Genomic DNA, 25,681 nt, shown 5'->3' with positions numbered 1-25,681 from the left:
GTGGATTTATTCTCCACTCTCGCACTGTTCCTCACACTGTTTTTTTGAGGCGTTCTACAATTTCCAGTACGGCCGGACACACCAGAGTATTCTTGTAAGTTAGTTCGGTGATTTGAACCATCTTCTTACGGTCGGTATGAGGATACTCCCGGCAAGCCTTTGGCCGGTCCTCATAAATAGAACAATAGTTTTCACCATCGAGAAACGGACAGGGTGAACTCTTCAAGACGAAGTCATTGTCTTCATCAATACGCAGGTATTTTTCAACAAACGCTCCGGGCTTTACGCGCATCGCTTTTGCAATGCGTTCTATATCGGTAGGGTAAAAAATAGGACTTGTTGTCTTGCAGCAATTCGCGCACGTAAGGCAATTGATCTCTTCGAAGACTTCTTCATGTAGCTGATGAAAAGCCTCATCTACTTTGCGTGGCTCGCGCTGCTTAAGTTTTTGTAAATACTTTTTATTTTCAGCGCTGCGACGCTTTGCAGTCTGGTTGAATTTTTCCTGGTCCAGCATGATCAGCGGGCAACAGGCTGTGTGTAATGAGCACTTAGCTCTTCTATCAGATCGACGATAAGGTCCTTTGCCTCGTCAGGTGATTCTACCTCAACCATATTGCCATAAGTAAGCAACCATCGGCAAAGTGAATGAAGGCAGGAGGAAAGGAAATTCATGCGCACACGTCCGTCTGCCACTTCTTCAGATGCAAAGCCATGATAGTAGCGCGATTGCCGGGCAAACTTGGCAATTGATTCATCGAATGAAACCACGACGCGATGCACCTCGCGATTTGCCTGAACTATTGTCGTGAGATATTCCTGCAGGCTTAACAGATTTCGGGGATCAAATTTATCTCCCTCATTGTGAAGCGCCTGTATGCGATCCGTTCGAAAGTCGCGATAGCTGTTTCGCATCCTGCACCAGGCGATCAGGTGCCACGCCATTCCATAATAGAAAAGACCGATCGGTTCAACGATACGGCTGGATGCCTGTTCATTGCTATTCTGGTAATCGATACGAAGTGAATCCCTTCCTGCAATGGCACGCTGAATGTCGGCGAGGTACTTGCTGGCTACCAGTGGTTCTCCCTGCGACGTACGGCCAAACTCAATATGTGCATCCAGATTTTCCAGGTGATCTTTGCCAGCATCGGGCAATACTGATTTGATTTTATGCAGGGCAGAAGAGAAGGCCTCACTCACCGATTTATCGGCGACCTTTTCGACAACTTTGGCCGCGAGCAGCATAGAGTTAGCTTCGTCCTGCGTGAACATTACCGGCGGCAGATGATAGCCATCGACGATAAAATATCCCTTACCTGCCTCTGATCCAATCGGTACTCCAGCCTCCATCAGCGCCTTCACATCGCGATAAACAGTGCGAAGACTCATCTCAAACCGTTCGGCAATCTCCTCGGCCCTCACGACCTTCTTCGTCTGAAGATGGATGAGGATGGCGGTCAGGCGGTCGATTCTATTCATGCCCGAAGGTACGAAATAGGGGAATTAAGAATTAAGAATTAAGAGTTAAGAATTAGCCACCGGCTGAACGCCGCCGGGTTCACGACCAAAGGTCGTGGTTACGTCTGCCCGCAAGGGCGGTGGCTAATTCTTAACTCTTAATTCTTAATTCTTAATTCTACTGCGGTCCGACCACCGGCGCGCTTCCCTCCTTCGGCTCGTTAAATTCGAGTTCGTTCTTTGGAACATCAAAGTAGCTCATGTAGTTGTAATTGATAAAAGCCTTTGTATTGACAACTGTTGAGCCTGTGAAATTGGAAAGCACCACTGCGTTGGCCCTTCCACCTCCTTCACTCTTGTCATCAACGACTCCAAGACGACGCAGGTCGTAAAATGCGAGTCCGCGGAAGAGTAAAGCAATTCTTCGTTCCCTGCGCAACTCTTCCAGTGCTTCCAATTTATTCACGCTTCCAATAGCGGTAAGTCCGGCACCCTGCATAGCGCGCACGTTGTCGATGACTGCCGTACCACCGGAAATATTTCCTCCCTGAATGAGCACTTCAGCCTTCATCAGTTCATTCTCTTCAAAGGATCCACCCAGGTAAGTATCATCAACTCCATATTGATCTGTGTGCGTGTACGTAACAACTCCTGGCAGATTGTTGCCACCGTCAACGAGGTAATAACGCGTTCCAAACCCAAGACCACGGCCGCGCATGTTTACACGTGGTGACGTCAGCAACTCAAAATTGTTCTCCATCCTCTGATCTCCAGCCCTGAAGTCCTGAATGAGTCGTTCGCTGACAAAAAACGTCTGGCCGCTTTCAGTTGCCGTGTACGCCGCAGCGCTCCCAAAGTTTGGATCAATCACCGAACGATTAAAGTCTTCGGTCGTCTTGACAACAAACACAGGATCGCTCTCCTGGATCCCTTCATCAGTAAGGGCAGCGATCGTTGACCAGTCTGATGATGTCATTTCACTAACGCGCTTATTTACGAGCAGTGAACGGGCCTTCATTGTGTTGATGTTGCGTATCCATTCGTCAGGCATTGGAATACCTCCTTTTCCCTGCTGGCAATATCCGGGAATCACTGTTGCCAGCAGATCACCATAAGGACCTGTATCACTGATGTTGTTCAGTTCCGCGATTGCTTTATCAAAATTCTTCAGTGCTTCATCGATGATCTCTTCATGCGTAACGAAATCGCCGTTCGTTTGATTGGGCTCATCGGTAATAACGCCCGCAATATACATCGACCCTATTCTCGAGTATGCATAACCTTTCCACCAGTAAGCCCATGCACGGAGTGTTGCCTGTTTCGTAGCAGCATCGCCGGTAAATGTAGCCTCATCTACGTGTCCGAGTAGTATATTCATTGCGTTGTTAAGGAAGTACATCGGCGTCCATTCCATCAACAGTGTATTCGCCGCACCGTAGGCGCGATCGTTTCGAAGACGTAATTCGTACGGTTGTGATATACCGATAGGATTCAAATGTAAACTTCCGTCATCCAGTGTGAAGTCCGTCGGATTGTTGGCATAACGGAAGCTTTGATTTCCCCAGGGCACATAGATTACATCGCCCATTGATTCATGCAGTCCGTAAACCATTGTTGTGAAATATCCAAGATTCTTCCCGGACCGCGAACCCAATTGGTCGTCGATGGAAGCATAGTAAACTCCGAATGAACTCATATAGACCCCGCCTTTGGCAAAAGCCGCAAGACCGGCTTCTGAATTAAGTGCCGCTTCATTTGGCTCGTTCTTATTAACGACTTCCGCCAATTCATCTTTACATCCTGTTGTGAACAAGGCGATGGATGTGATCAGTATAAATAGTTTTCTTTTCATGACGCAGAATTAATTGAATGAAACATTGAGGCCAACCTGGAACGACTTGAAGTTCGGATATGACCAATAGTCAAGTCCGCGCTGCGTAGCCACCTGTGGTGCCGCGGACGTAGTAGCACCGCCTGACGTATTCTGGCTAGACTCCGGATCCATTCCTGTATAGTCGCTGATGGTGTACAGGTTTCGACCGGTCACAACGAGCTGAAGCCTGCTGAATCCCTTGAGCGAAAAGAATTGCGCAAAGTCAAAGGCAATTGACACGTTTCTCAACCGGGCAAATGAAGCATTTTCGAGGAAGTAGTCTTTTGTACCGTTGGCTTCAGATGCATCGTAGAAACTTTTATAGTAGGCGGTCCATGCTCCCGTCTCACCGTTGATCGTGACAGGCTTGTCATAGTCACCGTGCAGGCCTTCAGAGTACATCCATTCTTTTGTCTGGTTGTACATCTTTGCACCGCTTACCCAGTCGATTTGAAATGAGAAGTTGAGATAACTCTTAAAAGTAAAGTTGTTGATGAACGCCATATTAAACTTCGGCGTAGTATTGCCCAGATAATATTTATCTGGTGTGAACTGAACCTGCTTGCTTTCCTTGTTAACAACCCTTCCATCGACGAGTTCATAGTCAGCTGCATTGGCCTGATCGAGGTAGAAGTCGCCCTGGGGATTCTTTTGGCTGATGCTGGTGAGAGCTTTATAGCCGTAGATGGTTCCGATCTGTTCACCTGGACGAAGCGTGTAGGTTGCCGCGTTGGCCCACACCAACGGAATATCGCGGCCATCGGTAGTGCTCACCAGCCACGACTTCTGTGTGCCGAAGTTGGTAGTGAAGTCCCACTTCAGGTCGTTGCCATTGTAGATATCGGCATCGATGCTAAACTGTACACCTTTCGACTCAAGGTCAATATAATTGTCCCAGATAGTTTCAGAACCGTTGGATACAGGCTGCGTGCGCTGCCACACAACGCCCTCGCTATTGCGTTTCCACACAGAAATGCTTCCCGTCAGATAGTTCAACCAGGAGCCGTTCTTGATTGGCACAATTCCAATGTCTGCGCCATATTCAAATTCGCTTGTACGCTCCACGTTCAAAGCAGAATTGGCAATGGTTGGATTGGTATAGATTATAGCGCCATTATCAACGGCACCTGTTTTGAGAGTCGTACTACGCAGATAATGGTTTGGTACAGGACCTGAGAGGTCGCGGGATCCATCCAGCGTGTAGGCAACGGGTTGGATACCTGCCTCACCGTATGCAGCCCGAATTTTGAACTCAGGAAGAGCTGATTGCAACGGGCTCCAGAAGTTCATCTGTGAGAGTCGTACAAAGGCGTCGCCTCTTGGAAACGTGAACGGCGACCTGGCATCACCAAAAGTAGAACTATAGTCTGAGCGGAAACCGCCGGAGATACCGGCCATGTCCTTGTATTCAAAACGTTGATTGACAAGATAACCAAACGTGATAAACAGATCCTCGTATTCACTTGTACTGTTAGACGAGGCCTGTGCGCCAGTAATGTCGTCTATGTCGACATATGATGGAAGTCCCGTGAATGTCTGATAAGATCGCTTGAAGCTGCTCTTTCTCCAGTCGAACGCCACCTGTGTTGTAGACGTTATGGGAAGGTTCCAGCCAAAGTCCTTGTTGAAATCAAACTTCGCAGTACCAGTAACCAGCGAGTTGATATTGAACAGATTCGTCACCGATTTAGAGAAGCCGCCGGCAAGGCTCTCTCCAATAAAATTGTTGTTGGCAGCGGAGGCCGCATTGCCCTCCTGGTTAAGCGTGTTACGGGAGAAATTGTTCACCGAGTAATTGACCCCGACCTTATAGTCAAGATCAAAGTATTTTGGCGCATTGTAGTGCAGATTAATTGTAGGTATGATATCTACAACCTTGTTGTCGAAGTTCTGGTACTGGAAGAAATACAATGGATTGTTATTGTTCGCCCCCGCTCCGCCAAACTGATATAGGTAATTTCCATCAGCATCTCTGTACTCGAGATCAGCAAATGGGTATGTATACATCGCCGACGATATTGGTGCGCTGTTTACATAGTATGGATTTACCGAATTGTCGGTATATACCAACTGCGTGATCGATCTGAACTTCAGATTCTTCAACAGATCGACGCCGATATTGGTTGTAAAGTTATTGCGATCAAGAGTACCCTGCACAATCGACTCCTGCATCAGCTTCGAATAAGTGAATGCGTAGTCTGAATTTTCCTTTCCACCGGATAGTGAGAGGCTGTAGTTCGACGTTTGCACCGAACGGAATGTCTGAGCGATGTGGTCGTGGTATTTTACGTTGCCTACATAGGGCTTATTATTTTGCGCGCTCCCTGTGTTCTCCCAATTGATCTCGCCCCATAATCCAAGTTCATCCTGTTGCAACAGCCCTCCGTTATTGTCCAGAACGTTTCCATTTGCATCGGTAGTAAATGAATGGTTTAATGGCTGATGCAGATCTCCGACATTGATGACATCATCAACACTTATACGTGCCGACGCATCGATTCGTAGTGGGCCCTGCTTGCCCTTCTTTGTGAAGATCTGAATTACGCCGTTGGCGCCCTGAGCTCCGTAGATCGTTGCCGCAGATGCTCCCTGCACGACTTCAACGCGTTCAACGTTGTTCAAATCGAGGGTATTGAGTGAGGTTGCCCGCATCTCCACGCCATCAACCATAATCAGCGGTTGAGTACCACCGGAAAGTGTATTGATTCCACGAAGCTGGATACTCACAGGTGCTCCCGGGTTACCCGAAGCCGACATGATCTGGGCACCCGCGATCTTGCCTACAAGCGCCTGATCGATGGATGCTGCCGGTATCGGCGGAAGTTTGTCACCGGATACAGACTCCACCGATATTGCGAGCTTGCGTTTGTCGGTTGCCATGCCCACGCCGGTAACCACAACTTCAGATAGTTGCGTGACATCCGACTTCAGAGCGATGTTTAGTGTAGTCTGTCCGTTGTAAGCGATCTCCTGAGTTTCGAGACCGATAAATGAAAAGACAATCGTTCCGGCTGTTTCTGCTATTGCCAGTGAGTAGGTGCCGTCCGAACCTGTTACAGTTCCGGTGGTTGTTCCGCGCAGTACGACATTTACGCCGGGGAGTGGTGTGCCATCATCGGCAGCAGTGACCTTTCCAGTAAGGTTGCCCTGCTGAGCGACTGCCAGGCATGCAATGCCAAGCATGCCTGCAAGCAGTAGAAGTTTTCTCATAGTGTTAAGGTTTAGTTAATGAATTGCTTCATTCAAATCTTGAGAAAACCGCAACAAAATGAATCACGGGTTAGTCGTGAGTTATTTCAAAGGCGTATCACGTAAAGTGGTGTACTATGAAAATGATGGAGATGAATGGCAACTATCAACTAACGGAGAACTCCGTTGGCCCGACACAATTCTGTTGGGGTATACGATTGATGTCTGTTTACAAAATAAAAGAGCCCCAGGCGGGGCTCTCTAAAATTATCAATTATCAATTATCAATTGTCAATTATCAATTGTGAATCTTGTCCCTACCAGAAAATCGTATACAAGGCGGTAATGATCCCCATCACCAGCAGCGACCCTGCAAGAAACGCCGGGTGCATACGGAACATTGATCGATCCACTTCCAGGCCCTTAGGAACTATACCTTTAGCGTTTTCGATTTTAGTGATGATAAACATACCGAGCACGCAGGCGATGAATACGAATCCCATACGATCAAGGAATGGTATTTCGTAAACTCCTGCTCCATTGTCTTTCGAGAATCCCAGGCCGGCCATCCAGCTGAGGTCAACAAAAGGAGGAATCAGTTTTAATATCAACGAGAAGATGAAACCGCCGATGGTTGCAAACAGAGCTGCATTGGATGTTGTCTTTTTCCAGAAGAAGCCAAGGATGAACATGGCAAAGATACCAGGCGACACAAAGCCAGTATATTCCTGAATGTACTGGAAGCCTTGCTTGCCTTCACCCATGAGTTTCTCTCCTATGAGCAATGAAAGAAGGACAGCAAGCAACATGGATACGATGACGGCAATCTTACCTACGCGAACCAGGGAAGCTTCACTTGCATTCTGGTCGAACGCCTTCTTGTAAATGTCGAGTGTGAATATAGTACCGATACTGTTTGCTTTACCCGCCAGCGATGCGACAATGGCGGCTGTGAGCGCGGCGAATGACAATCCTTTAAGACCTGCGGGTAACAGGTTCAATAAAGAAGGATATGCTTTGTTTACATCAACGATGCCCTTTGAATCAAGCATCTCCTGCTGGAACATTCCTTGTCCGTGAAGCACATAAGCGGCAATACCAGGAATAACCACGATCACGGGCATAAGGATCTTTAGAAACGCGGCAAACAGGATACCGTTGCGTGCAGTTTTCAGATCGGCGCCAAGTGCGCGTTGGGTGATATACTGGTTACATCCCCAGTAGTTCAGGTTTGTAATCCACATACCACCAATTAGCACGGTGAGACCAGGCAAGTCCATATAATTCTGATTATCCTTCATGAAGATCATATGGAAATGATCATCGGCATCTTTGGTGAGCTGTTTGAAACCGGCAAGCATACCTTCCTGTCCTGCGCGTTCGGCAACCAGGTTCAGCGCGAGATACGTAGCAACGAGTCCACCTAATACCAGGAAGAACACCTGGATCACATCCGTATATCCAATCACCTTCATACCGCCAAGAGTGATAAAAATTGAGAAGATGGCAAGCAGGAAGATACAGAGGAAGATGTTGATTCCTGAGATGCCGCTGATAGCAAGGGCACCGAGATAGAGGATAGACATCAGGTTGACGACGATGTAGAGTAACAGCCAGAATACCGCCATGATCATGGCCACGGTTCCATTGTATCGTTCGTTAAGGAACTGCGGCATGGTATAGATCTTATTCTTCAGGTAAACAGGGATGAAGAATACGGCTACAATAACGAGTGTGACGGCAGCCATCCATTCGTATGTCGATATAGCGAGCCCCATCTTGAAGCCAGATCCCGACATCCCAATAAATTGTTCAGCGGATATGTTGGAGGCGATCAGTGAAGCACCAATGGCCCACCAGGTGAGTGAACCTTCGGCGAGGAAGAAGTCCTTCGAATCGGTTACAGCTTTCTTCTTTTTGTTGTAGATCCAGTATCCATAAAAGGCGACCACAAAGAAATAGATCAGAAATACGATGTAGTCTGAGGTTTGTAACTGCTGCATTACGGGAATAGGTTAAAGCACGGGGGCTGATTAGGTTTAGGTGCAGCGTTAGATACAAGAAATGGCCTCCTCATTCGATGCTGCACACGTTTTAACATGGCTAAAATCATGTTCTTTTTGAGAAGAACAAAGAATCCGTCAACTTTTTTGATGGGTGTTCGTTTCCAGGCATCCCGGGTGCAGGACAATGGGCATTGGAAAGGGGCCAATTGCACTTCGTGCCCGATAACACGGCTAATTGACCTGGTAGCAACGCGTCAATTACCGCCAGTCCGGCAAATAGTCATTTTCACAATAAGTGATGTGCGTCTGACCGAACTTTTACATTCTGCGGTTTAGAGTTTTACATTTTGCGGTTATACTTCAGGCAAAAGCAAAGCACACTTTCGAACGCTGTCACCTGGCTAACGTCAATGCTACCACACTCTTCGCAGGGAGGGTAACCGTCAGTCCCGTCTTCGACTTTTTCGCTCCGTCAAAGGGTTGGGGTTTCACCACGCCGGGCTTCTCGAATGTATTATGGTCGGTGTACTTTGGCGCGGTGATCACCTGCCCGCTGACCCTTAATGACTGCACATCGGCAACGTCCAGCGCAACCTCCTGACTATTCGCAGGGTCAATGTTTACCAGCGTAAGCGTGATAGTACCGTTTTTATCAATGGAGCCCGAGCCATTGATAGCCGGAAGCTTCTCAGCGCCAACGACGTAATCTTTCGATTGAATTGAAAGAGGTATCAGCGTAGCGTCCTGGTGCGCCTTGAAAAGGTCGAAAACATAATAAGTTGGTGTCAGCAGCATCTTTTCCTTGTTAGTAAGGATGAGCGCCTGCAAGACGTTTATTGTTTGTGCCAGGTTCGCCATCTTCACGCGATCGCTATGGTTGTTGAAGATGTTCAGCGTCGATGCGGCAATCAGCGCATCGCGTAAGCTGTTCTGTTGATACAGAAATCCAGGGTTGGTACCGGGTTCTACATCTGTCCATATCCCCCACTCGTCGACAACCAGAGCCACACGCTTGTCGGGATCGTATCGATCCATCACTGTGCTGTGTTTTGTTACGAGCTCTTCCATTTTCAGACAGCTCTTGAGTGCAGAAAAATATTCCGCTTCACCGAACGCCGTAGCCGATCCTTTGCTGTCCCAGGTTTTAGGAATAGTATAGTAGTGAAGTGAGATGCCCCACATCATGTTCAGCGGAACCTTGCGCATGAGTGTTTCCGTCCAGTTGTAGTCGAATGAGTTAGCGCCTCCGGCTATTTTCATCAGGCGTGTATCCCCATAATTGCGGGCATAAGTAGCATAACGCTTGTATTGATCGGCATAGAATTCTGCAGTCATGTTTCCGCCACAACCCCAGTTTTCATTTCCAACGCCCCAATACTTCACCTTGAAGGGTTCCGGGTGACCATTCTTTTTGCGCAGTTCGGCCATTGGACTCACGCCATCGAAGTTCAGATACTCCACCCACTTCGACATCTCCTCAACGGAGCCGCTACCTAAATTGCCGCAGATGTATGGCTCAGTCCCCAGTAGTCCGCACAAATCGAGAAACTCATGCGTCCCGAAGCTGTTGTCTTCCACAACACCTCCCCAATGCGTATTGATCATCTTTGGCCTTTGCGAACGATCTCCGATACCATCACTCCAATGATATTCATCCGCGAAACATCCCCCAGGCCAGCGAAGGTTTGGTATGTTAATCTTCTTCAGTGCGTCGACGATATCGGTACGTATGCGACGTGTATTTGGCACGGTCGAATTTTCCTCAACAAAGAAACCTCCATAGATGCATCGTCCCAGGTGCTCCGAAAAGTGACCGTAAATGTGCTTGCTGATCTGCTGCTTTGCCAGGGAAGTGGATACAACGATATGATTTGAAGGCTGCGCGTATGCAAAAGCAACACTGCAAACGAGCGCCACGACGACGAGAAATTGCTTCATCAAAATTAAGAATTAAGAATTAAGAATTAAGAATGACCGCTTTCTTAAAGGTTAAGAAATCATCATTAATTCATCAGGATTAATCAAAGGTTTTTTAAACGTCGCAGATGTTGACGCCTTGTTTGAGGGAGGCTATTTTGTCGGGACGCGCCGGGATAAATTCCTGAGCAACGAAACCTTTGTAGCCAGTTTCTACAATCGCAGCCATGATGGCAGGATAATGCAGCTCCTGGGTGTCGTCAATTTCATGACGCCCTGGTACACCACCCGTGTGAAAATGCGAAATGTACTTTTGATACTTCTTTATAGTGGCAATAACGTCGCCCTCCATGATTTGCATATGGTAAATATCATAGAGCAACTTGAACCTGTCCGAACCGACCTTATCGCATAATGCCGCACCCCAGCTTGTATGATCGCACATGTAGTCCTTGTGATCTACCTTGCTGTTGAGAAGTTCCATCACCATTGTCACCTTGTGTTTCTCGGCAACAGGCATCAGTTTTTTAAGGCCAATAGCGCAGTTCTCCATGCCCTTTTCATCGTCCATTCCCTTGCGGTTTCCAGAGAAACAAATGATTTGTGTGAGGCCTGCGGCGGCAGCTTTTGGAATTACTTCAGAATAACTCTTTATCAATTCATCGTGCAATGCGAGATCGTTGAAACCGTCAACGATACCCTTACCCGCACCCCATGGCAGCGCCGATGTCAGGCCATATTTTTGCAATGTTGGCCATTCTTCCGGACCGGTAAGTTCTATTGACGCGATGCCGATGTCTTTCGCTGATTTGCACAAGTCGTCCAGGGATATATCGCGGTAGCACCAGCGACAAACCGAATGATTGATCTTACCTTTTAGTTCTGTCCTCACTCCTGCCTCCGCAGCCTTAACACGATGCGCAAGGGAAGTACCAGCAAGCGTTATGGCAGCTGAACTGGCCAGCTTCTTGATCGCCCCTCTCCGCGAGGTTCCAGGTTCTTTCTTCATATAGTTAATGATGTTGTTTCCGGATGTCTTGCCTGCCTATAAGTTGGAATCAGAGGTCTGCAATACCGTATGAGCAATAGGGCTGCATTCGATTGATATTTCGAATGTAATATACGTCAATTTTACACTTATAAATCAAGTATTTGTTTGAATGTGGCTGGATTACTGCTGGCCGTTAAGTTTCGCCGGGATTGATCTCCCTCATGGCGGCAGCAGGCTACCGAACGACCTTGAATGTCTGAATCCGCTGCTCCGACGCCCCGATCAATATTAAGTCCTTGATCTGCAGAATACTTCGCACCTCGCCTTTAATGCTTAAGCCAGAACTGCGCTGATCGACGTACCTGAAGTTCCCATTGCCATCGCCGACAAATACTTGTCCATAGTTCGCATCGGCGTTCCCTATCCGAATTTTCGTATGAAGGTCGTTACCACATAGAAGAAGGTCCTGATTTCTGTCTCCATCGAAATCGCCAACTGCTATGGCATACACAGGTGCAAATTGCGCCTCATCGGGCAATTTTCCTTTTGTGAATTTCCCATCCCGGTTACCGAAGAAGACCAACGTTTTCATCTCATTTGCTGAGAGGTGCAATGCCTGGTTTTTATCCGCCTCAGTTATAATGTTATCTAACGTCGCATCGGCATAGTTGTCGTACGTGGTGAATTTCTTACGCATCGGCGCAAGCTGCTCAAGCAACTCGTCGCGCGTCACAAACGGGAAACTCTTGTTCTGTATGTAATAAGTAAACAATGGATCAATCGATCCATTCTTATCAAAGTCGGCTGCATACATCTCGACAGGCTGGTCGTCAGTAGCATGCAATTGATTGTTTGTTCCTGCGTTGCCCGCAACGATGTCCGGTATAGAATCACTGTTCAGATCAGCGACAATAATTTTGTTCCACCATCCACGATTCTTGTGATCAAAAAATTTGAGGGTTGCGTCCACGAGTTTTTGATGCTCATACTGAAAGATTGTGATTGGCAACCACTCGCCCGCGATAGCAAGTTCGTTCTTTCCATCGCGATTGAGATCTGCGATGACTGCTGTCGTTACCATTCCGGCCTTCTGCAACTCAGGGGCCAGGCTTTCCGTGGCATCCTTAAAGTCTCCTTTGCCATCATTGATCAACACAAAGCTTGAGGGAATTTCGGGATATCTTCCCGGAACGATGCGCCCGCCGACAAACAAATCGGGATATGTATCTCCATTGAGATCACCGGCCGCAACGCACCCCTTACTGGCCAGTAACTCAGGCAGCGATCCCGATGTGGTGAACCTGCCTGAACCATCATTCAGGTACAGCCGATCCTGAAATTTTTTATCCTCCGGCTCCAGCGATCCGTAACCTCCATGTGCAACGTACAGATCATTGTGACCGTCTCCATTCGCATCGAAGATAACGGCATCGGCGTCGTCATAATCATTCTCCGAAGCTAAGGCAGGCTGTGCTTTTAATGTGAACTGTCCGGTTCGGGTCTGGATGTATACCTGAGGCTTCACCGGGCCATGACCACCAGCGTAAATGTCTTCCAGGCCATCTCCATTGAGATCACCCTTGATCATGCAGGGTCCAAAATATGAAGGCTGATCAAGAAGCAGCACCTGTCTCTTGAAGTCGTTTATTCTCTTCGGCACATATGTTTGATTGATATTCGTGTTTACCGAAGTAAACAGAGTTTCGTGTTTATCCGCTGACCTTGATTTGATGCCCGGCTTTGGTAGCTGGGCATCCGACTCACTAACTTCTATCATGCGATCCGCGTTAATGCCCGTTAACTCCTGCTGCTTTCCGGATGGCCAGGTTATGACGAGAGTATCAACAATTGTTGCTTTCCCTAACCCCACGTTGATAACAGGACTCACAGACGAAACGAATCCGCGTGTATTCCACTGTTCGAAGTATTGTTGTTGGGCGTGAGTACTAACCCGTATTTTGGCACCCAAACCGACTGAGTTCTTTCCTTCCCCTTTTAGTTTGATACTAACAAAATGTTTGGTGCTATCACGTTCAGTTCTGTTCTCCAGAATAAACGCCTCCTGGTTTACGTTATTTGTAATCAGATCCAGGTCGCCATCATTATCAAGATCCGCATAGGCAGCGCCATTGCTATTGGATGCCTTATGAATTCCCCACGCCTTTGTTTGATCGGTAAACTTCAATGAATCGCTTCCCGAGAAAAGGTAATTCACAACATTCGACGAGGGCATGTGACTGATGATGTCAAGAACATCCTCGCGCTTCAATCTTCCCCGGGCCTTAACAACATTGTCCATGTATTTGATAAAATCCAGGTTGGTAAAATCACGCAGATATCCGTTCGTAATAAAGAGATCGCGATGGCCGTCGTTGTCGTAATCTGCCAGCAGGGCGGACCAGCTCCAATCTGTGTTTGAAATGCCGGCAAATTGCCCAACCTCACTATAGGTACCATTGCCATTATTTAACTGCAACATGTTGCGCATGTATTGATGATGAAATCCCGTCCGAAGGTTCAGCTGAAACTTCTCATAGTTGTCGCCTGCCATCAGCTGTTTCTGCCGTCGGTTGTCTTCCGGCAACATATCCAGAGTTATTATATCTGTCCATCCATCGTTGTTTATGTCTGCCGCATCATTGCCCATGGAGAATTGACTGATGTGCCCCATCGATTCAAGTATGGTATTGGTGAACGTACCGTTTTTATTGTTGATGTAGAGGTAATCAGGAACTGCATAGTCGTTGGACAAATAGAAGTCGGGCCAGCCGTCATTGTTGTAGTCCGATATTGCAACGCCAAGGCCATAGGTCAGCTCAGAGCCATTCACGCCAACTTTGGTGGTTACATCGGTGAACCTGCCATTGTTATTTTTATAGACACGTACGCCTTTCAAAGGATCATCTACTTTCAGGCGCGCAGCTGTGCTAACCTCGTTAAGCACAGGCAGTGATTCCGGATTGTGATTGAGAAGAATGGCATCAAGATCGGAATCGCGATCATAGTCAAGAAAATAAATCTGATTGCTGTAGCCCGCGCTTGCAAGACCATATTCCGCAGCACGCTCCGTGAAATGCGGAATACCAAGGTTATCGTTACCTTCGTTAATGAACAATTGATTGGTGCGGTTCTCCTCGCGAACAGTGCCTGAGTAGCATACATAGAGGTCGAGCCTGCCATCCCCGTTTACATCGGCCATCGTCACGCCGGTCTTCCACGGGCCGGTGCGTCCGGTCGCTCCGGATTGTCGGGTCACTTCTGCAAACTTAAGCTTGCCTTTGTTCAGGTACAGCTTGTTAGCATCCATGTTAGACGTAAAGTACAGATCGATCAGGCCATCATTATTGAGATCTCCTGCGGCAACACCTCCACCGTTATAGAAGTATTCATACATGAGGATATTTGTGTTGGGGCCCTCCTGTAAATTGTTGAAAAAATTAACACCCGTTTCGCTACCCGGTAAGAATCGAAACAGGGTCTCCTGCGGCGGTGGCTGAGTCGCATGCTTCTCCGTGCGATCAGAAGTGCATCTAAATGCAACGAAGACGATTAAGATTAGGAGAAGCTGCCCGCGCATGTTTTGGTTGTGTTTATAATACAAGAGGAATCTACCCTTTTCAGAATAGATTCCTCTCTCTTTAGTTACAATTGTTTACTGCTCGTAACCAGGATTGTTGTGACCCTGGAGGCTTGCGTTTCTGTTTACTTCATCGCGGCTGATGGGACGATAATACATCTTATCCTTCCACGTTCTTGTTTCATTCGAAGTATTGTCCTCGACAGTGTACTTGTAGGTGTACTTTGTAGGGTCATACTTGTACGGCACATTTGGCGTCTGTCCGGCTTTCAGTGTAGCATCGACATGTATACTTTTTATACCGCGGCCGAGGGTTTCAGGTGCGATCATCCAGCGGCGAGCGTCATGATAACGATGCTCCTCGAATGACAATTCTATTCTGCGTTCATTGCGGTAGCGCTGACGTAATGCATTGCCAGCGTCTGCAACAGCAGGCATACCGCCTCTGAATCGAATGCGATTAAGCCAAAGCAATGCATTCGCTTCGTCACCCAACTCGATGGACGCCTCAATATAATTGAGAACAGCTTCTGTGTACCGGAAGAAAGGCCATGGAATGGTCTGTGCATCCGACTGATTTTCCACAATCGCCGGATCCGGATCGATGAACTTCCTCACATAATAGTGAGTACGGCTTCCGTTCCAGTTCTCTACCGCAGATTCGCGCGTATCCACACCGTTAAGACGACCACCTTTTCCATCGTCATAATATCCTGTCTGTACCTGATTGACCGGATCTATGCCTGCAACGTCACTTGGACGAGGCTTCCAGTCGGCGCCATCGTAAAGAACAGTGGCATAGAATCGAGGATCGCGGTTGGTGTAAGGGGCTTGCGCGTGAGTTGTGTTGCTCCAGTCGAACTTGCTTCCGTCCATCATTTCATAGTCGTCAACAAGTTGTTGAATTGGGGTATTGCCCGCCCAGTTGTGATAGCCGTTCGGTCCATTGTTGATACCGAAGTGAATACCTCCCAGTGGCCAGTCGTTTTCTCTTGTGTACAACGCCGTCTCTACACGCTCCAGGATCAGCTCAGATGCAGCTGCCGGGTCGCCGACTGCGCTGCCTCCGCCCATTGACAGAGACACGTAGTTCGCCTTTGCAATTGCAGGGCCGACAGGTGCCGCCAGGTCAAGCTTATAACCTGTGCCTGCATCCATCACTGCCTTAGCCGCATCGCGTGCCAGGGTCCATCTTGCATTTCTGTCGCCGGCAGGATACCCGAGGAAGTTCTTGTCGGAATAGCTGCTGATCAAAGATGATTTTGCCGATGCCGTAGGCAGATCGTGCAGATCACTTGCTGCATACAGTAAAACACGGGCCTTCAATGCCATTGCAGCCAGACGAGTTGCTCTGCCGGGAGTCTTTGGTTTGCCGACCAAAAGGGCAGCAGCACGTTCACAATCAGCGATGATGAAATCAACGCATTCTGCGAACGTACTCCTTGCAATTGCAAAGTCATCATTCAATCCGTATACGTGCTCGATGATGGGAACACCACCATAGTATCTCAGCAACTGATGATAAAAGTAAGCGCGGAGAAAATAAGATTCGCCGAGAAGTCTGTCCTTATCCACATCCGTAAAAGTGGCATCCGGCAGATTCTCTATAGCCGTATTTGCCGCACGGATTGCCTCGTACATCTTACCCCAGCGATAGGTGTCACTGGTCCAGGCAAGGCTCGATGGGCTCTCATTTCCCTCCGTAAATGTATTGATACTCCGGCCGGCGTGGGTGAACATCGCTTCATCAGTATATGATGCGAGCATCTGTTCTTCAAATCCACCATAGCCGAAGTAAGAATAAACTCCAAATACAAAAGCCTGCGACAATGGGCCATCCTGCCACGTGGTTTCAGACGAAACGCTGCTCGTGGGTTTGGTGTCGAGGAAACTATCACCGCAGCCAAACGGGATCATCATTAGTCCCGCTAATATTAGTTTTACAATATTCTTCATTGCTGTTGATGTTAGAATGTTAGACGAACACCCGTATTGATAATTCTGGACTGCGGATAGTACTGACCCGATCCGCTCGTTGTTTCGGGATCGAAGATCTTGTACTTATCCCAGGTCACCAGGTTCAAACCGTTCACATAAATGCGAAGTGCACTCAAGCCGATCTTTCCTACTGCAGCGCGCGGCACGTTGTATCCCAGTTCAATGTTCTTGAGACGGAGATAGTTCTTGCTATACAGGTAGTATGTATTTATGGAGTACTCGCCACCCGTGTAGTATGTGTCATTCCGGATCGCCAGACGTGGATTTACACTGCTTGGGTTATCGATAGTCCAACGGTGATCATGACTGTACTTCAGATAGTTTCCGATGTCTCCTGATTCTGTTCCGAATGGCAACAGTGCACCGGCCGCACCCTGAAACAGAATAGCAAGGTCAAAATTCATGAATGTAAAGTTCATCGTGATACCGTAGTTGAAGTTTGGAGTATCCGATTTGTCAAGTCGAACTTTGTCGTCGGCGTTAATTTTTCCATCGTTGTTTACATCCTGGAACTTCATGTCGCCTGGCAACAACTTCGATGTCACTGCTGAGTAATCAAGAGACTCCTGATCGATCTCTGCCTGGCTAAGGAATGCACCATCAGCCTTATACGCGAGATACGCATTCAACTGGTGACCTGTCTGCCACTGGTAGGACGGAGCAGAAGTGACTTCATCCATGTATATAACCTTGTTCTTGTTATAACCGGCGTTCACGCCAATGCGATACATGAAGTTTCCTGATTGACCGTTATAGCCAAGGGTAAATTCAAATCCCTTGTTTTCCATCTTACCTGCGTTTACAGGTGGAAGGCGTGCAGCCAACCCGGTTGACTCGGGAGTTGATCCTTGTTTGTAGATCAGCATCTGGTTTCTCCTGTTGATGAAATATTCCAGTGTGAAATCAAACTTGTTGTTAAACATGATACCTTCCAAACCAACGTTGGCGTTGTTTGATACTTCCCATGTATAGTCAACGTTAGGTGCAGTACCTTCAAGCAGCGTAGTCACAACCTGGTTGTTGATCGGGTATGAATTTGGACTATACAATGACAGGTATGCGTATTCCATGAGGATATCTGTGTAACCTGTCTGCGGAGGAGGATTCGGACGATAGATCTGGTCGCCGCCCATCTGACCGTAGGATCCCCGCAACTTCAGGAAGTTGAAAGCAGGAAGGGCATTAGCGAAGAAGTTTTCATTCGAGATGTTCCATCCAAGCAGAACACCAGGGAAGAAACCATAGCGGGAAGAAGGTGCGAAGAATGAAGATCCATCGTATCGCCACACAAATTCAGCAAGATATTTTTCCTTGTAGTTATAGGTAACACGACCATAGTAACCGAGGCGTGCCCGGTTGTAGGTATAACGCGTATCCTCACCACCAGAGATCAACTGAGTAGTTCCACCAAAGAATGGCTGATCAAGCGCAGTAGATATATAATCGCGGCGGTATGCAGTCACGCGATCGCCTTCAAACGTTTCACGGGTAGTTCCCACCATAATGCCGAGTACGTGCTCGCCAAACGTCTTGTCGTAGCTCAGTAAGCCGGTGAGGTTTGTGTTCACTACAGAACCCGTTGTTTCTGTAAGCCGTGCATCGGTAAATGTTGAGCGCAGCGCCTTTGTCAGCTTCGGTGTGACGCCATCCGCTTCATAGCTCACCTTATCCCAGGTGTACAGGTACCACGGCGTCTCAAACATCTTTCTGCGTTCGATAGTCTTGTCGAGTGCGCCCATGACTGTAAGCTTCAGGCCTTCGATCCATGGATTGGTGATGTCGACGCGTGCGTTACTTTGAATGAAGTCTTTCGGCGTACGATCGTAACCAGTAGCATTCGTAGTAATCACATACGGGTTCTGGCCATTTTCAATATCAGGACCTGGTAATCCGTTAGGCCATACTTCAGGTTCAGTTGGACGACCTCTCATCAACATACGGAAAATAGATCCAGCACTTTGAGTAGGATAGTTACGATCTTCCTCACGTGCCATCAAACCAAAACTGGTGCTGATGTATTTATTTATCTTGGCGTCCAGATTTACTCTGAAGTTATATTGATTGTAGAACGTTGCAGAATTTTTGTAATAGGCGTCCTGATGAACATAACCAATTGATGCAAGGTATTTCACAGACTCATTACCTCCGCTCACCTGCAGATTGTGTCTCGACTGAGGAGCCCATGTCTTAAATGCGTCCTTGAACCAGTCGGTGTTAGGGTGCCCCCATGGATCGGAACCATCTTTGAAGAGCTTCACGTCGTTCGGACTGTAGTTGGCGTTAACCGTTGTTCCGTTCGTGGACGTATACTTACCTGATTCCTGTATTGCCGTCCATGCCGCGTTCCACTCGTTCGAAGGGATTACCTTATAGATCGGAATCTCATTCATGATGGCCGCGTACTCGGGAGCACTCGACATCTTAGGAATGCGTGTAGGTTGCGACCAGCCTTGATTGAAATCGTAGCTTACCTGCGGAGCACCGGCCTTTCCGCGTTTGGTGGTTACCAGAATAACACCATTGGCAGCACGGGAACCGTAAATTGCAGACGATGCATCTTTCAGTACGGATATGTTTTCAATGTCCTGAGGTGCGAGACGGTTCAAACCACCATCGCGATCCGGGATACCATCGATAACGACAAGAGGCGAAGTATTACCCATGGTGTTAACACCACGAATGCGAATCGTTGACTGGTCATTTCCAGGTTCGCCGCTCGTTTGAACAGCTACCACACCAGCCAATCGTCCTGCAAATGAGTTGGAAAGATCCACTGCAGGTGACTTAACCAGATCAGCACCGTTTACCGCAACAACAGAACCTGTAACGGTGATCTTCTTTTGTTCACCGTAACCAACCACTACCACTTCCTGTAATGACTGTACATCCTGAATAAGGGTGACAGTCAGGTTAGTTTGTCCGGCCACCGCAACTTCCTGCGAAGCATAACCAATGAAACTAAAAACCAAAGTGGAATTTTCTTCTGGCACGTCGAGTGAAAATTTTCCATTCACATCGGTAGTGGTACCAGAGGTGGTGCCTTTAACCAAAATGTTTACACCAGGTATTGGCTGGTTTTGCTCATCGTTAACGACACCCGACACCGTGATTGGCGGCGCATTGGCTGCAATCGCAACAGCTGAAGGTTCCGTATCTCCCTCTGCCGATTTTAGAACAATTTGTTTGCCGATAACATCATAGCGAAGATTGGTACCGAGCAATTGGTCAAGGACAGTTGATAAAGTCTCGTCTTTGACATCGAGGGAGACACGGTCGCGGTTTTGAATGAGCTTGGAACGATAAGTGAATTTTACGTCCACTTTTCGTTCAATTTCGGAGAGGACCGCCTTCACCTCTGCATTTTCCGTATGCAGGGTGACCCGCCGGTCAAGTACCTCCTGCCCATTCGTGTCAATCGCATATGCCATCATCACCGACACGCTGGTAATCAGTATATTAATCAGGGTGACTTTCATAAAGAATAGCAATGCATTTCGAATAGGTTTAGACTTATTCTTCATATTTTTAAATGTTTTTGTTTGATCTAATAGGGCAAAAACTAGGTTTCATCCGGTGCATTTTCCGGACGCGACGACGGGCCACTGATGGTTCCAGCATCATTGGCCCACTTTTTTGGGTTGGGTGATGAGTATGTGTCGTTACATAGGCATTTTGGTTAGTTGTTTAATTCCTGACATCCGGCGCTTTTAATCAGGACTCTGGCGTCCTCAACTTCAAACGTGGCTCCGATTGCCTGACAAATAATTTCAATGCGTTCGTAAAATCCTTCGTCCTCCATCGTGGTTGTCAGAGAGCACGACGACAGGATACTGGAATCATATACTATGTCTATTCCGTAGTTATCTTCAAGCACCTTGAAAATTTCGTCCACCGGCTCTGCCTCATATTTCATATGCAGGCGCATGGGCTGTGGAAGGATGATCTGTGGCGTTGCAACGATCTGCCTGGAAAAATTTTCGTTCACCATGTTATAGGTAACTTCCTGGTTAGGGGTGAGAATAACTTCATCTATGCCCCTCCGAAGCGCATAATTAACGGGCCGTGTAACGGATACTCTACCGGTTCTTACAGCAACTTTCACTTCCTGATCACCTTCATTAGCGATTACGTTGAAACTCGTGCCTAATACCTTCACCATTACATCGCGGGCGTTGATGATAAATGGCCTTGTCTTGTCTTTCGTTACATCAAAGAATGCCTCTCCAATAAGCCGCACTTCCCGTTTGTCCGAGGCAAATTTCCGGGCGTATATTAATGTTCCATGAGGTTGAAGCTTAATCAATGAGCCATCGGGCAATCTGTGTTCTTCTACAGCAGCAGTCTTGTTCTGTAGCGTGATGAGTTGTGAAGCGGACTGCCCATTGTAAGAAAATGAAAGAACAGAACCGTTGCGTTTCAACGATACCCATGTAAATCCGGCCAGGGCAACAGCAAGCACAGCTGCCGCTACGCGCAGCGGACTCCACAATCGACGAGTGTTATCACTCTGATGCCTGCGCTCCCGTGCAATTCTCTGCCGGATCTCTTTCAACATCTTCATTTGAAGTCCGGCCTCGGCACCGGCATCGAACAAACGGGGATCGTCATTCATTGTATCGAGTGATGCAAACCACTCCTCCACAAGGGCCTTCTCCCGCGACGTGCATTCGCCTCTCAGGTATTTGTTCAATATTTTATCGAAGGGTCTTTTTTCCATGTTCAAACGAGGTATCTATCGATTCCGGGGCTCAATTTCATAAGTCCGGTCGGAAGGGCTTTCCCCCTATTCTGTTATGGATTTTTTTAAAAAGAGTTTGTCGCGTGCCGACGATCATATGCTGAAAAGCACGAACTGCGTTACGAAACGCAACAGCAAGATGTAAAGCTCCTTATGTAAAATGTAAAAGTGCGATCAGCCGACAAGTGCAAAGACCTTGCACATGAGATAAATGGCAAACGAAAAGAAAGTGAAGTGTTTTAAATTGAGCTTTAGCGCCTTAAGCGCTTTACCATATTGATTCTCGGCAGTTTTCTCCGAGATGCCTAACCGGTTGGCGACCTGCTTTAAAGAGAGATCCTCGGTTTTGTGAAGTTTGACAATCTGCCGGCGTTTTGCAGGAAGCTTTTCGATTTCGCGTTCCAACGCACCATTCAGATCGTCGTGTAATACTTCCTCCTCTGTGCAATTGTTGTGCTGAGGATCTGCGAGCTCAAGTTGCTGACGCGTGTAGACCTGACGTGATGTCTCACGGGCCACGTGATTAATTGTTTTATACTTAGCTGCAGTAGTCAGATACGCTGAAAGACTGTGAATAACAACAGTATTCCGGTTAACCCATAAACTGGTAAAAATATCCTGAACGATTTCTTCTGATACTTCGCGGGACTGAAGACGTCTGTAAATCATCGAGTACAATACCCGCCAATAGCGATTGTATATTTCCTCAAAGGCTGGCGCATCCTGAACTTTCAGAAGGTCGAGCAATGCGCTATCGGAATATGCTTTTAACTTATCCATCACTAAGTTAAGCACTTTGCAAGGTTACTAGGTTAGGTAAATAGCGGAACAATGACTAACACTTATTAAGTGTCAATTATACATCTATATTAGTGAAAAGCAATGAAGAAAACGATTGCGGGTGCGATTTTTTCCAATCAACAGCCGGCCGATAATATAATATTCACTGGAAATAAAGCGCAGCTATCTCGATTTTCACGCGCGGATTGTGTCACGGCATTTCTTTGACAACCTCAACAGATAAATCAACAAGTGCGCGGACACAAACCGATTCCAACAAGAAAAATAATTACGAACCTCAATTCGATATGATTATAAAAAGGCTCCCAGCGATCTTTGTACTCCTTCTTCTCGCTTCATGCAATAAACCAGCTCCCGACAACACAAAAGAAAAACGCGATCTGGCAGTTGTTCTTGAGAAACATGCCCGCACTGAAATACTGGACAAATGGTATCCACAATCAATCGACAAGGAAGATGGCGGCTTCCTGAGCACATTTACTTACGACTTCAAACCCACCGGCGATCAGGACAAGATGATCGTTTCACAATCACGACATGTGTGGACCAACTCCAAAGCATCAGAAATATACCCTGAGCGCAAGCACCACCTGGAGGCGGCACACCATGGCTTCGAGTTCCTGCGCGATAAGATGTGGGACAAACAATACGGCGGGTTTCACTGGCTCGTCGACAAGAAGGGCAACCCTAAGGCTAGTGGTCAGGGCGAGAAAACTGCTTATGGAAACGCCTTCGGTATCTATGCACTCGCTGCATATTACAAAGCATCAAAAGATACTGCTGCACTGAACCTGGCAAAGAAAGCTTTCATGTGGATGGAACAGCATAGCCACGACAGTGTTTACAAGGGATACTATCAGCATCTGAAACGCGACGGAAGTGTCGTCGCGCGCGATGCCTCAGTCCCTTCGACAGCTGAAACTGGCTATAAGGACCAGAACAGTTCTATTCACCTTCTCGAAGCTCTTGCCGAATTATATCAGGTCTGGCCCGACCCATTGGTACGGGAGCGCCTCGAAGAAATGCTCGTCCTTATTCGCGACACGATCACGAACCCCAAAGGATATCTGGTACTGTTCCTTACTTCCGACTGGAAGCCCATTACGTTTGTTGATCAACCCGATTCTATCGTGAACAAACATCACGGACTCGATCACGTCTCGTTTGGTCACGATGTTGAAACGGCTTTTCTAATGCTGGAAGCATCTCACGTTCTTGGCCTGGAAAACGACACACTCACTGCCAGAAAGGCCAAGCACATGGTCGATCATGCTCTCGCAGTTGGATGGGACGACAAAGACGGTGGCTTCTATGACGAAGGATACTACTTCAAAGACAAACCTGGAATCACCATCACACATGACACCAAGAACTGGTGGGCACAGGCCGAAGGCCTCAACACTTTGTTACTCATGAGTGATCATTATCCCGATGATGAACACCATTACTACGAAAAGTTCTTAAAGCTGTGGGCATACTGCGATAAGAACCTCATCGATCATCAGTACGGCGACTGGTTCGAGGGCGGCATCGACAAACAACCCGAAAAGAAAACTGCCTTAAAAGGCCACATCTGGAAGGCGACGTATCATCAATACAGGTCGATGATCAATTGCATCAGGAGGCTGAATGGGGAGGAAGTAAATCCTTAGAAATTAAGAATTAAGAATTAAGAGTTAAGAATTAGCAGCCAGCCTTTGGCTGCTTGAACGCCACGACGTTTCGTCGTGGACTTCGTCGACCCGCAGGGTCGGCTGCTAATTCTTAACTCTTAATTCTTAATTCATAATTCTAGAGTTTCATCTCCCAACCCTTCTGGTACTCCCGGCTCCACAACGCCTGAGCATCTTTATCATCTTTGATGTGCCCGCTCGAGGTGTCGCAGTGGATAGCACGACCAACACGATATGATATATTTCCGAGCTGTGGAATCAGCGTCGACTTGAATCCTTCCGAGATCGGCATGGTGAGTTTATCCTTTCCACGAATGGAATTGAGGAAGTTCGTCAGGTGAATACTATCAAGCTTCTCTCCCGCACCCATAGTGTTTGTTGCATCGACCTGCTGCAATGATGTCTTCACATCCTTGACCAGCTTGTTTCCCTGATCATAGATCTTATAGTCATCACCGCCTGGGATCACCATTGTTCCTTTTTCGCCGTAGAAGATCACACCGCGACCAACGCCCTCGACGGGGAAGTCGCTGCAGCTTCTGCCTTCCCAGGTCAGCGCAGTGTTGTTAGGGAATTCTGCGGTGATGGTTTGTGTATCGGGAGTTTGCCAGTCGTCCTGGTAGGCAAACCTTCCTCCGGCTGAAACAACTTTCGAAGGAAAATCGACCCCGAGTCCCCAACGCATTACATCAATTTCGTGAGTACCATTATTGAGGGCCTCTCCTGTGCCCCAATTCCAGAACCAGTGCCAGTTATAGTGAACCAGGTTGTCGCGATAATCCTGGCGGGGTGCGGGGCCCTGCCAAAGTTCGAAGTCGAGATTTGCGGGAGGAGCAATTACTTTGCCTTTGCCTATGGGCTTCCTCCCATTGGCGTACCAGCCCTTCGCAAAATAGACGCGACCTATTGCGCCGTTCCGAAGCTCCTGAATGGCTTCAATCACACGCGGGAAGCTTCTTCTTTGGCTTCCCATTTGGATCAGTTTGTTATACTTCGTTGCTGCGGCAACGAGCATCTCGCCTTCTGCCGGACTGTGTGAGCATGGCTTTTCAACATAAACATGCTTCCCTGCTTTTGCCCCCAGCAACGCTGCCGGTGCATGCCAGTGATCGGGCGCCGCGATGGCGATGGCATCCACATCCTTGCGCTCAAGCAGCTGACGAATGTCTTTAATGCCTTGTGGTTTCTTTCCTGTGATCTTCTCTATCTCAGCCGTTGTCTTCGCAACAACCTGGCTGTCCACGTCGCAGATATAGGCAACTTCAACATTGGGAAGTTTAGCCAGCATGGTAGCCAAAAAGAAACCACGGCTGTTCGTCCCCATCATACCCATTACTATCTTCTCATTGGGCGAACCCTGAAAACTAAACACATTGGGCATGGCCATCATGCCGGCAGTGGTGAGCATTGAATGTTTAATAAAGGAGCGACGATTGGACATAGTTGTACGGGTTTGA

At 47.7% G+C, this 25,681-nt stretch carries 14 protein-coding genes; 1 reads left to right on the top strand and 13 read right to left on the bottom strand.

What is annotated here, in order from left to right; all coding sequences use genetic code 11:
* Positions 1 to 31: 31 nt before the first annotated feature.
* The 12 genes from WBG78_RS05590 to WBG78_RS05535 form a co-directional block, all read right to left on the bottom strand.
* The gene (locus WBG78_RS05590; RefSeq protein ID WP_337325403.1) at positions 32 to 517 is read right to left on the bottom strand and encodes a YkgJ family cysteine cluster protein; all 486 of its coding nucleotides are present in this window, start codon (positions 515 to 517) and stop codon (positions 32 to 34) included.
* A 2-nt stretch (positions 518 to 519) separates the two neighbouring features.
* Positions 520 to 1,482, bottom strand: coding sequence for a helix-turn-helix transcriptional regulator (locus tag WBG78_RS05585; RefSeq protein ID WP_337325402.1), 963 nt, complete (start codon positions 1,480 to 1,482; stop codon positions 520 to 522).
* Positions 1,483 to 1,639: 157 nt separating this feature from the next.
* Positions 1,640 to 3,313: a RagB/SusD family nutrient uptake outer membrane protein gene (locus WBG78_RS05580; protein ID WP_337325401.1), complete on the bottom strand. Its 1,674-nt coding sequence runs from the start codon at positions 3,311 to 3,313 to the stop codon at positions 1,640 to 1,642.
* Positions 3,314 to 3,322: 9 nt separating this feature from the next.
* Entirely contained in the window at positions 3,323 to 6,544 is a 3,222-nt protein-coding gene (locus tag WBG78_RS05575; RefSeq protein WP_337325400.1) for a SusC/RagA family TonB-linked outer membrane protein, read from the bottom strand.
* A 296-nt stretch (positions 6,545 to 6,840) separates the two neighbouring features.
* Complete coding sequence (locus tag WBG78_RS05570) at positions 6,841 to 8,526, bottom strand: sodium/sugar symporter (protein ID WP_337325399.1); 1,686 nt, start codon at positions 8,524 to 8,526, stop codon at positions 6,841 to 6,843.
* 396 nt (positions 8,527 to 8,922) lie between these two features.
* A complete protein-coding gene (locus WBG78_RS05565) occupies positions 8,923 to 10,467 on the bottom strand; it encodes an alpha-N-arabinofuranosidase (protein WP_337325398.1) in 1,545 nt (514 codons plus the stop codon).
* 94 nt (positions 10,468 to 10,561) lie between these two features.
* A complete protein-coding gene (locus WBG78_RS05560) occupies positions 10,562 to 11,455 on the bottom strand; it encodes a hydroxypyruvate isomerase family protein (protein WP_337325397.1) in 894 nt (297 codons plus the stop codon).
* A 217-nt stretch (positions 11,456 to 11,672) separates the two neighbouring features.
* Positions 11,673 to 15,014: a VCBS repeat-containing protein gene (locus tag WBG78_RS05555; protein ID WP_337325396.1), complete on the bottom strand. Its 3,342-nt coding sequence runs from the start codon at positions 15,012 to 15,014 to the stop codon at positions 11,673 to 11,675.
* Between the two features lie 75 nt (positions 15,015 to 15,089).
* Entirely contained in the window at positions 15,090 to 16,970 is a 1,881-nt protein-coding gene (locus tag WBG78_RS05550; protein ID WP_337325395.1) for a RagB/SusD family nutrient uptake outer membrane protein, read from the bottom strand.
* An 11-nt stretch (positions 16,971 to 16,981) separates the two neighbouring features.
* A complete protein-coding gene (locus WBG78_RS05545; protein ID WP_337325394.1) occupies positions 16,982 to 20,533 on the bottom strand; it encodes a TonB-dependent receptor in 3,552 nt (1,183 codons plus the stop codon).
* A gap of 155 nt (positions 20,534 to 20,688) precedes the next feature.
* A complete protein-coding gene (locus WBG78_RS05540) occupies positions 20,689 to 21,729 on the bottom strand; it encodes a FecR family protein (protein ID WP_337325393.1) in 1,041 nt (346 codons plus the stop codon).
* Positions 21,730 to 21,924: 195 nt separating this feature from the next.
* A complete protein-coding gene (locus WBG78_RS05535; RefSeq protein ID WP_337325392.1) occupies positions 21,925 to 22,530 on the bottom strand; it encodes an RNA polymerase sigma-70 factor in 606 nt (201 codons plus the stop codon).
* A 308-nt stretch (positions 22,531 to 22,838) separates the two neighbouring features.
* Here WBG78_RS05535 and WBG78_RS05530 point away from each other — a divergent pair, with 308 nt between their 5' ends.
* On the top strand, positions 22,839 to 24,203 hold the full coding sequence (locus WBG78_RS05530) for an AGE family epimerase/isomerase (protein WP_337325391.1): 1,365 nt from the start codon (positions 22,839 to 22,841) through the stop codon (positions 24,201 to 24,203).
* A 139-nt stretch (positions 24,204 to 24,342) separates the two neighbouring features.
* On the opposite strand, the gene WBG78_RS05525 is transcribed toward WBG78_RS05530, so the two are convergent.
* Entirely contained in the window at positions 24,343 to 25,665 is a 1,323-nt protein-coding gene (locus tag WBG78_RS05525; RefSeq protein ID WP_337325390.1) for a Gfo/Idh/MocA family protein, read from the bottom strand.
* Positions 25,666 to 25,681: the final 16 nt, after the last annotated feature.

The sequence above is a fragment of the Chryseolinea sp. T2 genome, from assembly GCF_037203685.1.
Classification (GTDB): Bacteria; Bacteroidota; Bacteroidia; order Cytophagales; family Cyclobacteriaceae; genus Chryseolinea.
The sequence above is the reverse complement of the archived record's forward strand: the minus strand, read 5'-3'. Positions and strand labels throughout refer to the sequence as shown.

Bases quoted from the DNA above. Each gene is read 5' to 3' on its own strand.
- WBG78_RS05525 (WP_337325390.1), bottom strand. From the start codon at position 25,665: ATGTCCAATCGTCGCTCCTTTATTAAACATTCAATGCTCACCACTGCC.
- WBG78_RS05575 (WP_337325400.1), bottom strand. From the start codon at position 6,544: ATGAGAAAACTTCTACTGCTTGCAGGCATGCTTGGCATTGCATGCCTG.
- WBG78_RS05540 (WP_337325393.1), bottom strand. From the start codon at position 21,729: ATGGAAAAAAGACCCTTCGATAAAATATTGAACAAATACCTGAGAGGC.
- WBG78_RS05530 (WP_337325391.1), top strand. From the start codon at position 22,839: ATGATTATAAAAAGGCTCCCAGCGATCTTTGTACTCCTTCTTCTCGCT.
- WBG78_RS05570 (WP_337325399.1), bottom strand. From the start codon at position 8,526: ATGCAGCAGTTACAAACCTCAGACTACATCGTATTTCTGATCTATTTC.
- WBG78_RS05545 (WP_337325394.1), bottom strand. From the start codon at position 20,533: ATGAAGAATAAGTCTAAACCTATTCGAAATGCATTGCTATTCTTTATG.
- WBG78_RS05585 (WP_337325402.1), bottom strand. From the start codon at position 1,482: ATGAATAGAATCGACCGCCTGACCGCCATCCTCATCCATCTTCAGACG.
- WBG78_RS05590 (WP_337325403.1), bottom strand. From the start codon at position 517: ATGCTGGACCAGGAAAAATTCAACCAGACTGCAAAGCGTCGCAGCGCT.
- WBG78_RS05565 (WP_337325398.1), bottom strand. From the start codon at position 10,467: ATGAAGCAATTTCTCGTCGTCGTGGCGCTCGTTTGCAGTGTTGCTTTT.
- WBG78_RS05580 (WP_337325401.1), bottom strand. From the start codon at position 3,313: ATGAAAAGAAAACTATTTATACTGATCACATCCATCGCCTTGTTCACA.
- WBG78_RS05555 (WP_337325396.1), bottom strand. From the start codon at position 15,014: ATGCGCGGGCAGCTTCTCCTAATCTTAATCGTCTTCGTTGCATTTAGA.
- WBG78_RS05560 (WP_337325397.1), bottom strand. From the start codon at position 11,455: ATGAAGAAAGAACCTGGAACCTCGCGGAGAGGGGCGATCAAGAAGCTG.
- WBG78_RS05550 (WP_337325395.1), bottom strand. From the start codon at position 16,970: ATGAAGAATATTGTAAAACTAATATTAGCGGGACTAATGATGATCCCG.
- WBG78_RS05535 (WP_337325392.1), bottom strand. From the start codon at position 22,530: ATGGATAAGTTAAAAGCATATTCCGATAGCGCATTGCTCGACCTTCTG.